We start from the raw sequence: 13,054 nt of genomic DNA, 5'->3' as shown, positions 1-13,054 counted from the left end.
ACCTTAAGGTAAATGTTTATTCCTTTTCAAAGAAAGGTATAGAAACTACAAAGACAACTTGAAATGGAAAGGAGAATGAATATGGCAACTGTTACTGCAGGAATTCAGGTTCTTCCAAACGGAAAAGACATGAATACAGATGGGGTAATCCCTAAAATGATAGAACTAGTGAAGGAATCAGGATTACCCTACCATATCGGGCCAATGGAGACAGTCGTAGAAGGAAACATGAATGATATTATGACACTTATTAAAACGACACAGCAAATCGGTATTTCAATGGGGGCAACAGAAGTGATTACGAATGTAAAATTCCACTATAAGCCTGATGGTATTACCATTGAAGACAAGCTTACACATCTCCCTTAGGATTCGAAGAAGCGTTCTTTCCTATACATGTTACGGAAACGCTAATCTCACATGCAAAATGAAAGGTGATGAATTTTCATGAGCTGGACGAAGAATGATTACCCAAATTCAATGAAAAATCTACCTGAAGCAACTAGAAACAAGGCAATTGAAATTGCAAATGCACTCTTAGATGACCAATATGACGAAGGACGAGCCATTGCCATCGCAACCTCCCAAGCCGAAAAAATGAAAAATGAAAATCAAGAAATGTATCATGTCGTCCCCCATGACGACAAATGGGCAATCAAAAAGGAAAACTCGAATGAAGTCGACGAAATCTTCACAACAAAACAAGAAGCAATGGAGAAAGGACACTCTCTTATCAAAACGGAAGATGTCCACTTAACCATTCACCGTCAAGATGGCACAATAGAAAGAGTGCAAAATCAAGGATCATAAAACGAGGCTGGGATGAAGTGGGATGAAGGGCCTGGCACCTTATCGCTACACCTATAAATACACACTGATTTCATCTCGTGCACACAATAGGTTGTATCGGAGGTTGCCTGGCTCTTTGTTTGTCCCAGCCTCACTCGTACGTTTATTCTAGTTAAGTTCTTCACAATTATCATTCGGATTCTTAGCCCACAAGGTGGCCGGGATACAACTTTTTACCTAAGAAGGCTAAACTTCAAAATATCAACTCATCTACCTAATATAAAGAAACTACCTTCTCCCAATCATACTCCACAAGTGATCAAGTAGGAACGATTATCGGAATCCCCAACCCACCAGCTCCCAATCTACTCTCCTAGTGGCTGATTTCGAATTAATTTATCAAACCTTTTTGTATTGGCACTCAAAATAGGATGTACTTAGGTAATAAATCCGGGTCAGTCGTAAGTAAATTTCTATAAACATGGATACACTACTAAAATAAATTATTTCTCCCCGAGGTGATATCGTATGGCTTCAAAAAAACACAAACTGTTCAATTTTTTCATGATCTCTGTCCCATGGCTATCGACGTTTTTCATAGGAAAACACCATATAAAACGGTATTCTATATCAAGCATCTTAATCGCTTTATATGAAATAAGAAGTCATGTACGTGGTCGAAACAAAAAGTATTGGACGTTTTACGATAAACCTAAAAACTTTATCAAGGATGAACTTCCTTTTGATATTGGTCCTTACATACCTGCTTCTTTATGGATCCTTACATTTACTTATGGGAATTTCAAAAAGTATGTGGTTACTAATGTAATATTTAACTCCCTTTTTGCCTTTATCTTCATTCCATTTCTTGAGAAAATCAAAATTTTACGATTAAAACGGTTAAACCATTTTCAATTCTTCTTTTACATACATTACAAAGCTTATCTATTATATGGCGCACAATATTTAGTTGAAAAAGTAAAAGCAGTTCGTTGATCATGAAAGAATCAACCAATTGAAGAAAATCCATTAAGTAGAAATAACGAAGAAAATTTATCAATGAAGAACTATCATATCGTTTCGGAATAGACGTCAATTAGTAAAATTGGCTTCTTTTCTATGTCCATCTTATTATTTACTGGGCAACTCTTTACAAATATCTACCTTTCTATTGCAGATCCCATCTCCTCCTTATATAATATATTCATATCGTAGTAGAAAAACGTGTAGAGTTCTATTGGTACGACTACTCTTGAATGATTTTAACGTTTATTATCTATACGGGGCATTAGCTCAGCTGGGAGAGCGCTACGCTGGCAGCGTAGAGGTCAGGGGTTCGAGCCCCCTATGCTCCATTCATTAGAACATGTAATCTAAGTACTCATGAGACGAATAAGTGAAACATGAAAACAGCCCTTGTACTTTGTACGAGGGCTGTTTTCATTTGGACATTGTTATAAGGAAAGGAAGGCTACTGGCCGAGAAATCAATGAACATTCGATAAACGCTTGACGCTATAAATGTACAACTTCATCTATACATAAAAACCCTTCTATCTCTATTAATTCAGCCTTGCTATTTTCGCTTCCTTTTTCGAGTCGCCGGTAATTTCATAATGATATTCCTGATTTGTACTTAATTCGAGTGAAATTTCATTTAGTAGCGTTGTTTCACCGTTCTTATCTAGTAGGCCAAAAGTTAATACTGCTTCTCCTTCCAAATGATAATCTTCCTTATCAAAATCGAATTCAATTGTATCTCCCTTTCTTATTTTACTACCGTCAGCGTTACTTACACCGCCGTAACTACCCCCACCATTTTTCAGACTAGCATTTACTGTAATAGAATAAAATTCAAAATTAGCATGATTCTTTACATGAATCACCATCTTATTTTCATTCGATTCAGATGGAGCACTTTGTGGAATAGAACATGCTGATAGGAGACTAAATAGAAAAATTGTTACTAAAAGTAATTTCTTCATCAAACCATTCCTTTCTGTCGATCCATTTACTTTTTCATTAGTAATCATGACTTCTGCTATTATGTGACAGACACTCTCCCGGACCTTTCAAACCAATTTGTTTAAAAAGCCCATCTAAATACTTACCTGCCATAAGAACAAAATTCAACCTTAATTGTTCATATGTTCACTGTGTTTCAGTTATTGGATTATTATGTCCTTTGTAAATTGGAGTAAAAAGAAAAGGAGACTTCTGTGTTTACGAAGATGCATGTCAATATGACGCTTCATGACCGCTTAAAGTAAATACCTGTAAACGGAAATCAACAACTTCAATTATCAACGTGTTAGATAACGGTTGGTTTTGAATTTCATATCATCATAATCATACCTTATAATTTATTGATTAACAATAAATTTTTTATCCTATTCAATATTTTTTGTTGGTATTCTATCTAATTTTGAAATAAATCTCGCCTAAACGATGACATAAAAAAACCCCTATTTCTAAGAAATAGGGGCTCTTCTTATTCTCTTATCGTTTAAGTAAATCATCTCGAAGTGGAGTAAAGGTATCAATAATGGCACCTGCTTGAAGTGCTTTCGCGCCATGTGTTGCTCCTGATGGGATAAAGATCGTTTCACCAGGTTTTAGGATATGGGCTTCTCCATCAATGGTGAATTCAAATTCTCCCTTTATACAATACGTGAGCTGTTCATGGGGATGACTATGTGCATACCCTTCCGCTCCTTCTTCAAAGTGAACTTCCATCATCATGATTGATTTACCTGGAGGGAAAATTCTTCTTTTCACACCTGGCTCTGCTTGTTCCCAATTTGCTTGATTACTCATAGTACGCGAATTCCTCCTATTCGTTTTAATAGGCTTTTTTTACTTCAACACACGTTGTTTTTCCATCTTCAGTGAAGTAAATATTTACACCGTGATCTTGATCGTCCATAAAGTATGATACGTATTTCTGCTCGTCTTTACGGTTTGGAGTAAGTAGAGTTACAATACGATGGCGATTTGATTTTTTCGTTACTGCATTAAGATGCCATTCGTTAGGTAGTCCTTCTACCTCTTCCGGATCTACATCATTGAATTGATCTGTTTGATCAAGGAATAGGTCTCCACTAGAGCTATAGACAAATTGACCTTGTAAATCCGCTTTTTCCCCAGCAATTTTAAATGATTGGTCTTTAATATCCATTTCGTGTAAGGAATGTAATAACCAATTGACGCTACCTTCTTGTTTTAAGTCAACATTATCAACTATTACAAAGTAGGAATTATTAATAAAATAAATTTCTCTTTCAAATCTTTCTAAGTAAGGTACAGTTGCAGAGTAAGCAAGAGTTGCATCTTCACGAACATAGCTGTATTCATCATTTGATGTAACTTCTAACACATTTCCTTTAGAGGACATATTTAACACTTTGTTAGAGTCTGCGTATTGACCTACACCATCAATTAACAATGTGTTATGTGCTTGAGTTTGTCTTCTCCATTTTTTATGCATTGTACTACTGAAGCCGATATAATAGCCCGATTTAATAACAAGTGGCTCACCATATGCATGTAAAAGGAAGCTGTTTTGATCACCATGACTATGGCTTAATGAACCATATGGACTGCTCTTCGTTAAGAACATAATATGATCTTCTGGTTGATCCATTTTATGATGAAGTGCTACCCAACCAACGTCTTTAAACCATTTCGCAGTCTCAGCATCTGTTGGAGGAGTTGCTTCTACTTCAGGGATATCATGAAGATAGATCATGTCATCGAATGGGAAGTCCCACCAACCATAATTAAAGAATTTTTGGTCTGCTTCTGTATCCCAAGCTTTAACTTGCTCGTAATACCATTGATACAATCCATTTCCTGTAACTCCTGCAAACTGACGAATATTGAAAGCCGTTTTTAAGCCAGGTCGCTCACCAAGGTTTGATTGGTCTCCAAAGCTCGCCTTTCTCGTATCCTGACTATAGCAATATAGTGGGAAGTCACCTGTTTTTTGGAAGAATGGTCGCTTATAGAAATCAATTTCCATATAATTCTTCACAAGATTTAGCGCGTCAATTAGATAGGCCATACCTGTCGTCCAATACATACCACCTTCAGCCCAGCCGCCATCTTTTCCACCCCAAGGTGTGTAGATCGCTGCGTAATACTCTAAGGTGTAGTCCAACCAATCCTTCACTTCTTCTGCATCCTCTAATAATGCAATAGAACATGGAACTAAAACGGATGATAGAGAACGAACAGCATGACTGTCATATGGAACTTGGTGAATTTTAGATCGTTTAATATTATGATCTGCAACTTGTTCTGTTCTTCTCAACAGTGAATGACGAACAAGTCCTTTTTCTTCTGCAGAAAGATGATGATAAAGCCAATCATAGCCCCACGCTAGAGCTGCTACGATACGGAAAGCGCATTCATCATTGTAATCTCTTGATGTTGTGCCCTCAGTATCCCAGTTGGCCACGTGAAGAAGCCATTCCTTTGCACGACTAATGATTTTCTCATCTTCTAAAATCACACCAGCAACACTTAAGTGACGAACTGCATAAAGTGTTTCTTGGCAGTCTAAATACATCTGTCTCCAAAGCTTAATCACTCGTTTGTTCTCTGGATATGGTTTTGGCTCAGGCATAAGCTCTCTTTCAAGCCATGGTGTAACAGATTTTTCATAAAATACATCCCAACGACAATGAGACGGATCTTTTTTAATCTCTTCTCTAAATTTTTCAACTTCCTCTGGTCCTAGCCATAATCTAGGGTGAGCAAGGTTTACATCCTTATAGCGTTCTTCACGGCTTGGAAGTGATGTATCAGGTAGCTGTTCTGGCATATCAAACCTTCTCACTTCACTCCATGAAGACAAAATGCTATTAGAAGCCTTATCTACTTGGCAATATCTCCAATAATATGTGCCCGCCTCTAATGGGTGATTAGGCGTGTAAAAATTATATGGTATAGATTCAATCGTTTCCGTCTGTTCTGGAGAAAAATCTTTATCCTTAGAAATCTGTAAACAGTAGTGATCCTCTTGTAGTTGGACTGGCATCCACGTAAAACGTGGAGGATTTTCAATATGGTCTGTATGTTCATCTGGTCCATACTTTACATCAAGTATTCCACTAGCTGGCTGATAGATTGTTTGCATTTTTGTTTCCTCCTTCAATCCTATTAGAGAAGCTGTTTCAACACGGTACAATAAGCATTTTCTTTATTACTTGGCTCTGTTATTCTTATTGTTGATTTTATTCCTTTATACTACGGGTAGTCCCGGAGCCTCTTTTATCAATAAGGACTTTAGAGGCTCTAAGTAAGACGCATGTGTCATACTATAAAGAGAGAAAAAATCAACATTACCCCTTTAACATAGCCTTTCTTATTTCATAAAGAGTCCGCCGTTTATTTCAATTGTTTCTCCTGTAATATAAGAAGAAAGTGGAGAGATAAGGAATAGAGCTGCTCCGCTGATATCATCTGGAACTCCGCCACGACCTAATGGAACCTTTGCAGCTGTAGCTTTTCTTCCTTCCTCCGTATTAAATGTTGTGTGGAATTTAGTTTGATCAATAAATCCTGGTGAGATTGAATTTACACGAATACCAAATGGAGCTAATTCTTTCGCTAAACCTTTAGTAAAGGTAATAATTGCCCCTTTTGCAGTAGCATATGGAACTGCACCTGGTCCACCGCCATCATGTGCTGCAAGAGAGCTTAAATTGATGATGGAACCGCTTCCTTTTTGTTTCATGCCAGGAATAACAGCTTTACTCATAAATGCTGCCGACGTAACGTTCACATCAAATACCTTCTGCCATAAATCAATTGTCATTTCTCCAATTGGGCGTCTTTCAATTAAGTGACCAGCATTATTTACTAAGATATCAACTGTTCCAAGCTGTTCTTCAACCTTCGAAACAAGAGAATCAATCTGAGAAAGATCGGTTACATCAGCTTGTAACATAATCGCTGTTCCGCCATTCTCTTCAATTAATCTAACTGTTTCTTCAGCACCTTGTTTGTTGCTTAGATAGTTTACAGCTACCTTTGCACCACTTGCTGCTAAATGAATGGCAATGGATTGTCCAATTCCTCCACTTGCCCCCGTTACTAAAGCTACTTGATTTTCCAGATTAATATTCATGAAAATCCCCCTGTTCTTAGTATCATTCATATCTTGTCATAATGTTATTTTAGCACTGCCTCCTACGTTCAATCGGGGGAATAGTTTTAGTCAACATTGTCTTTTTTTTAGATATCCTTACAATCTTGAGTGAAAACGCATACTCTACAAAGCTAGCTGATCATAACCTACATATTTTAAAGAGTTTTAGTCAAGGAGATTCTATGCTTTTGTACTTTAGGAATGCCAACGAGTTGCTTGATGATTATGGTTATATGTTCTCTGGTATTACCGTCGTGTCCACTTGCCAGTACGTCTGTCATTAGTTATGTAGTAAAACTCATGAACATGGGTGAAAATAGGTAGAAAAACTTGTTTTATCTCATAGACTATTCCTTCTTTACAAAAAACCAGACACCTACAAATGTGTAAACGTTATCATTTAAAGGTGTCTGGTTTCTTATTCAGCTTATAAAGAAAGTAATAAAAAGAGGTAGTTTTCCTTTTAGACTGGAATGTATTGTTTTTAGGTTTTACAGAAAAAGAACTCATTTTCATCTTTTCGTTTGATAAGGGAGGTGAATGGTTACATTTGTTCCTATATCTTGCTGACTGGTCATTTCTAGACCATACTGATCTCCAAATAATAGCTGAATTCGTCTATTAACATTCGCGATACCAATCCCTAAATGACTTCCAAGCTCTGAATCTTTCATCCTATTTTGCTTAAGATGCTCATTTATTTCATTTAATCTTTCCGGTGACATCCCTTTGCCGTTATCAATCACACACACCTTTAAACAAGAGCCATTAATTTTAGTCCGGATTGTAATGGTCAAATCCTTCATTGATCTTTTGATTCCATGCTCAATCGCATTCTCTACAAGAGGCTGAAGGCTTAGCTTAACCATAGACACCTGAAAAAGCGCAGGATCTATGTCTAGAATTAAGTTTATAGGTTTTTTTATTCGGTGTTCATGAATGACTAGATAATTTTTTATATGATCAATCTCATCCTTAATTGTGACTAATTCTAAATTTCGAACGGAATAGCGAAACATTGTCGCTAAGCTATCAGCCATTTCTGAAATTTCCTCAATCCCATTTATCATCCCGTAAGCACCCATTGTTTCAAGAGTGTTATATAAGAAATGAGGATTGATTTGAGATTGTAAAGCTTGTATTTCCACCTTTTGCTTTTCTAGCTCTCTTTCTTGTAATTCAATTTTCATTTGCTTTTGATTTAGTTCAGCTTTATAGACTTGGTCGACTAATGTGGACAGACGGTCTACCATCGCATTATAACTATTAATTAAACTACTAATCTCATCATGTCTCGCAAGTGTCGGAAGCTTTTTCCACTTTCCTTCTTCTACACTTTTCATCGTTTTTTCTACTTTCCGGATTGGATGAACAATCTGCTTAATAAAGTTAATGCTTATACTGAACGCAACAAGTAATACAAAGGCCGCAGATAAAAATGCTGTGATTCTCACACCAGATATTGGTGCATAAAGCTGTGACTCTGGTACAGCTGCAATTAGCTTCCAATTCGTATAAGTAGAAGTAGAGAAATGAAAGAAGGTTGATTTATCATTCCAATCGTCAAAAAAACTACCTTGCTGAAGCTGACTAAGCTGTGACCTCCCAACTTCATTCAATTGCTCTCCGATCACAGTGTTATCAGGGTGATAGATGACATGACCATTTTCATCAGCAATCATGAAAAATCCTTCTTCACCAAGATTCGCTTCCTTCCACATCTCACCTAACTGAGACGCATTGATCTCGATAGCTAAAATGCCCTTTGGCTCAAATGATTTCATTCCTCTTATTTTTCTTGCAATCGTAATATACATTTCTCCGTTACGATTTGTAGGTACGATAGTAATTTCTCCTGTTTCAGAAGTGACAGATTTCAAGCTTCTATATTTTTCTTTTCGCTCTGAGGTAATACCTACATTCCGCAACGTAATATCCTTTTCATTATCACCAATAATGTAGATTTGATCGATCTCTGGACTTTGTAATGCAATATTATCCATCATGGTCCAAATATTTTGATAATATTGATAGCGAATGTGCTCGTCGATATCTCCATTCTCTAAATCTAACAAATATTTCACGTTAGTATTTGAAACAAGAGGCAAGGTAGCTAATTCATATTTTTTAATAAAACGATCAGATTGAAAGGATACATTTGTGACGATCTGTTTCAAGAAATCTTCAGCTTGTTGCTCTATCAGATTCGATGATTGCATGTAGATAATACTAGAAACAATAATCAAAGGTAAAATCATGATGATTGCAAAATATAATAGTAACCTTTGAAAAAGATTTAATTGAAGTAGCCACTTCTTCATACATCGATCCCTAATGAATTTCGATACTCGGTCGGTGAGTAACCTGTATATTTCTTGAATGTTTTCGTAAAATGTGGCGCATCATCGTATCCGATTTCATTACAAATATCAATAATTCTCATTTCATTTTGCTCAAGAAGTTTTTTAGCAACCTCCATTCGTAAATTGATTCGATATTCTACGAAGGTTTGCCCTGTTTCTTTCTTGAATAATTGACTAAAATAAGATGAGTTAAATCCTAATCTCTGGGCTACATCATCTAAGTTTACTTTTTCTCCTATATTTTTTAGCATATATTCCTTTGCAGCTTCTATAGGATCAATAATTTTCCCTTTCCTTTGTTCTCTTACAGTTTTAATCATTGTTTGACAGTGTTCAATAAATAAGATTGTCATTTCCTCTGTCGTATTCCCTACAATTTCAAAAGAAGTGTTTAAATTAATACTTCCTTTTCGATCAAGTCTTTCAACTAACGTACGTAACATATCATTTAATACATTTTGATAATAGGAGAGATGTACCTGTTTTTTATCAATTTTGTAAGCCCATTCAACAATTGTATCTCTCATACCTTCTTCATCTAAAACCCAGATAGCTTCTACTAAAATAGATAACATTAAATCTATTTCTTTCACTTCTATGAAATCAATTTGTTTTGATTTATAGGTAGCTACTAAACGCTCGAAAGTAGTCACTATTTTCTCTCTTGTAATCGGTTTCAAAATATAGTCTTTTGCACCGTGGCAAATGGCTTTTTGTGCATATTGAAAAGAGTCATGGCCAGATATTATCACCCATTGAGTATTTTTATGTTGGTCAGCCCATTTGCTTAATAGAGTTAGACCATCCATATCAGGCATGTTAATATCAGTAAAAATAATATCATAAGAATGAGTAAGTAAAAGTTCGTCTGCTTCGATTCCATCTTCTGCTTCCATAATTTCTTCGATACAAATACCTTGAAAATCTAAATTTCCTAGTTGATGCCGAATTCCTTTACGAATCATATATTCATCTTCAATTATTAATATCTTCATCGGCGCTTCTCCTTCTAATGAACATGTATATTTATACCACTTATCCTAAATTATAGCACAGGTTTATTTCAAATTAAGGAAAAATTTTATGGAAAAAATCAAATAAAGCAAAGAGGCTATCCTAAAAGTAATATTTAGGACAGCCACAAATTTTTATTTTCTTTCTGGTTGGAATTCTCCTGCTTTATATCGTTCAGCAGCTTCTTCTAACGCTTTGTCTCCACCTCTAGTTTTCCATTCCTCAACTACTTTTGACCAATCACTAATCGGCTCATCACCCGTAATCATTTTAGCCATATGACCCATTAGTATTTTCGGAGGCACATCAGAACCAGGTTGTAGATCTGGTAAAGTGTCTAATGCACTTAATGGAGGATCAAATCTTATTCCATCTCTTCCTTCATTCGCAAGAACCGTATCATATGTTTTAATAAGCTCTTGCCCTTCTGGAGTAAGTTCTAATAATCCTTCAACATATGTTGTATCTTGAACCATCCATAAGAAAGATGTTCGATAACGCTCAATGTTAATATCATCAATCGATTCTGGAGTATTGTAGTTTATTTTTCCATTTTCTTCTGTATAATCTTTTCCTTCAATTCCATAAGTGAAGAATTTTTCTCCTTCTTCTGAAAGCATCCAATCAAAGAATTGAATGATCTTCTCTGGGTTTTCAGCATCCTTGTTGATCGCGTAAGCACGAGTTACATCACCATATAGATAATAACCACCACCGCCGTCTGGACCAACTGGTGAAGGAACAATTGCGATTTCAGCTTCTGGAACGTTTTCCTTTAATTGTTGTTCCCATTGTAACAATTCATTGGCATTCATTACCCACATACCAACATTACCATTAATTGCATTATTCTTATATTGAGTGGAATCAATTGTTAAGAATTCTTTATGCAATAATCCCTCATCGTACATTGTTTTATAAGTTTGAAGTGCAGCTTCCATATTCTCTGAGTCAAAGAACTTTGGTACTGGATTTCCCTTATCGTCTAATTCCCACATACTAACATATGGTTGAACGTCATAAGAACCGAAGAATGTATCAGAATACTTAAATTCTGCACGTCCTCCATAAGGATGCTCAACACCCATTTTTTTGAATTCACGTAATACATTTAACGTTTCTTCTACTGTTTTTGGAACTTCTAATCCAGCTTTGTCTAGTAAATCCTTACGAATCCAAGTAGCACGACGTGATGGATTTGATAAGAATTCAGGAATTGAATAAAGCTTTCCATCTGTATACCTTTGTTGCTCCCACGCTTCTTCAGGAATATATTTCTTTAGGTTTGGACCATGTTCATCAATTAAATCATCAAGTGGCATAAATACACCAGCTTCAACAGCTTGTCGTAAAGATTGACCACTTCCCTCTCCAAAACCACCTGAAGTTTGAACAACATCAGGAATGTCTCCCGAAGCAAACATTAAATCCATTTTTGTTGAATACTCTTTATGTGGTAACAAGCGAATATCTAAGTCCATATTTGTTAATTTTTCTAACTCAAGAACATATTCGTCCTTATTAATGTCTGGAGAATTTTCAACATGTGTGAATGCTAAAGTTCTCATTGAGATCGACATTTCTGACGATGCATTTTCATCCCCATCGTTTGAATTACTTGTTCCGTCTTCTACCACAGGCTCATTTTGACAACCTACCAATAAAATTATTGCTAGAAAAGCAACGAACAACCCCTTCATTCCATTACCTACTTTTTTCACTTCTTCTTACCCCCCTTGAATTTGTGAAACTTTTTGTAAAGCGCTTTCATATTTCGGATTCATTATATTCTGAAAATTAAGGTGCCAACAATAGGTTTTTTTTAGTAGTCTTGTCATTTTTATTGTTATTCTTTTATTGATCCAATCAAAGAACCTTTTACAAAATACTTTTGTAAGAATGGATAGAGTAATAGAATCGGAATAATCGCTACTACTACAGTTGCCATCTGGATACCTTCTGGTGAATTTAGCGCCATAGAAGAAAAGACTGTATTCGCTTCAACTGCCATCTCATCATTTACGATCATCTGACGCAATTTTACTTGTAATGGGTACAATTTTGGATCATTAATGAAATATAAAGCAGATTGATAGTTATTCCAATGACTTACACCATAAAATAGACCAATTGTAGCTAACACAGGCTTTGATAGTGGTAAAACGACACGGAATAGAATCCCTAATTCACCAAGTCCATCAATACGCGCTGCGTCAATTAAAGTACTAGGTATGTTTTGGAAGAACGACCTCATAACAAAAAAGTTAAAAGCACTAATCATAGACGGGATAACTAAAGCCCATAATGTATCGACCATACCTAAGTTTTTTACAACTAAATAGGATGGAATTAATGGGGCTGAGAAAATCATTGTGAACAAGACAAGAAATAAAATGACCTTTTTACCTTTATATTCGGGTCTTGATAATGGATAAGCAAGAGATGTCGTTGCCAATAAATTGATAAACGTTCCTCCAACTGTGATCAAAATAGAGATAAAGAATGCTCTCCAAATTGAAGCGTCTTGAAAGACATACTCATAGTTCATTGTTGTAAATTCAATAGGCCAAAAGAATACCTCTCCTTTTGAAATGGCTTCTGAACTACTAAATGACTTAGCGATAACGGAAATAAGCGGGAGAATCATACTAAGTGAAAGTAACCCCAAAAAAATGATATTAAATAGATCGAATAGCTTCGAGAATATGCTGTCATTTTTCTTCATATGTTTAACC

General features: G+C 35.8%; 11 protein-coding genes and 1 tRNA gene. 4 read left to right on the top strand and 8 right to left on the bottom strand.

Annotation, left to right across the window (positions count from 1 at the left end; all coding sequences use genetic code 11):
- Window positions 1-81: 81 nt before the first annotated feature.
- The 4 genes from A9C19_RS03875 (at window position 82) to A9C19_RS03860 (ending at window position 2,144) form a co-directional block, all read left to right on the top strand.
- The gene (locus A9C19_RS03875; RefSeq protein WP_072578740.1) at window positions 82-369 is read left to right on the top strand and encodes a thiamine-binding protein; all 288 of its coding nucleotides are present in this window, start codon (window positions 82-84) and stop codon (window positions 367-369) included.
- Window positions 370-447: 78 nt separating this feature from the next.
- The gene (locus A9C19_RS03870) at window positions 448-810 is read left to right on the top strand and encodes a DUF2188 domain-containing protein (protein WP_072578739.1); all 363 of its coding nucleotides are present in this window, start codon (window positions 448-450) and stop codon (window positions 808-810) included.
- A gap of 507 nt (window positions 811-1,317) precedes the next feature.
- Window positions 1,318-1,785 (top strand): hypothetical protein, encoded by a 468-nt coding sequence (locus A9C19_RS03865; protein ID WP_072578738.1) that lies wholly within the window; start codon window positions 1,318-1,320, stop codon window positions 1,783-1,785.
- Between the two features lie 286 nt (window positions 1,786-2,071).
- A tRNA-Ala gene (locus A9C19_RS03860) sits at window positions 2,072-2,144 on the top strand.
- Window positions 2,145-2,350: 206 nt separating this feature from the next.
- Here A9C19_RS03860 and A9C19_RS03855 read toward each other — a convergent pair.
- The 8 genes from A9C19_RS03855 to A9C19_RS03820 form a co-directional block, all read right to left on the bottom strand.
- Complete coding sequence (locus A9C19_RS03855; RefSeq protein WP_145925775.1) at window positions 2,351-2,773, bottom strand: hypothetical protein; 423 nt, start codon at window positions 2,771-2,773, stop codon at window positions 2,351-2,353.
- Between the two features lie 514 nt (window positions 2,774-3,287).
- Window positions 3,288-3,605 carry a cupin domain-containing protein gene (locus tag A9C19_RS03850; RefSeq protein WP_072578736.1) on the bottom strand — a complete coding sequence of 106 codons (318 nt, stop codon included), beginning with the start codon at window positions 3,603-3,605 and terminating at the stop codon, window positions 3,288-3,290.
- A gap of 25 nt (window positions 3,606-3,630) precedes the next feature.
- Window positions 3,631-5,928: a DUF4962 domain-containing protein gene (locus tag A9C19_RS03845; protein ID WP_072578735.1), complete on the bottom strand. Its 2,298-nt coding sequence runs from the start codon at window positions 5,926-5,928 to the stop codon at window positions 3,631-3,633.
- Window positions 5,929-6,156: 228 nt separating this feature from the next.
- On the bottom strand, window positions 6,157-6,921 hold the full coding sequence (locus A9C19_RS03840; RefSeq protein WP_072578734.1) for an SDR family NAD(P)-dependent oxidoreductase: 765 nt from the start codon (window positions 6,919-6,921) through the stop codon (window positions 6,157-6,159).
- A 533-nt stretch (window positions 6,922-7,454) separates the two neighbouring features.
- Complete coding sequence (locus tag A9C19_RS03835; protein ID WP_072578733.1) at window positions 7,455-9,263, bottom strand: cache domain-containing sensor histidine kinase; 1,809 nt, start codon at window positions 9,261-9,263, stop codon at window positions 7,455-7,457.
- Window positions 9,260-10,300, bottom strand: coding sequence for an AraC family transcriptional regulator (locus A9C19_RS03830; RefSeq protein WP_072578732.1), 1,041 nt, complete (start codon window positions 10,298-10,300; stop codon window positions 9,260-9,262). Before A9C19_RS03830 ends, A9C19_RS03835 begins: the two co-directional genes overlap by 4 nt.
- A gap of 153 nt (window positions 10,301-10,453) precedes the next feature.
- Entirely contained in the window at window positions 10,454-12,040 is a 1,587-nt protein-coding gene (locus tag A9C19_RS03825) for an extracellular solute-binding protein (protein WP_233499237.1), read from the bottom strand.
- A gap of 125 nt (window positions 12,041-12,165) precedes the next feature.
- A complete protein-coding gene (locus tag A9C19_RS03820; protein WP_072578731.1) occupies window positions 12,166-13,044 on the bottom strand; it encodes a carbohydrate ABC transporter permease in 879 nt (292 codons plus the stop codon).
- Window positions 13,045-13,054 lie beyond the last annotated feature (10 nt).

Origin of the sequence: Bacillus weihaiensis (assembly GCF_001889165.1) — a bacterium.
In the GTDB taxonomy this organism is placed as follows: Bacteria; Bacillota; Bacilli; order Bacillales; family Bacillaceae; genus Metabacillus; species Metabacillus weihaiensis.
The sequence above is the reverse complement of the archived record's forward strand: the minus strand, read 5'-3'. Positions and strand labels throughout refer to the sequence as shown.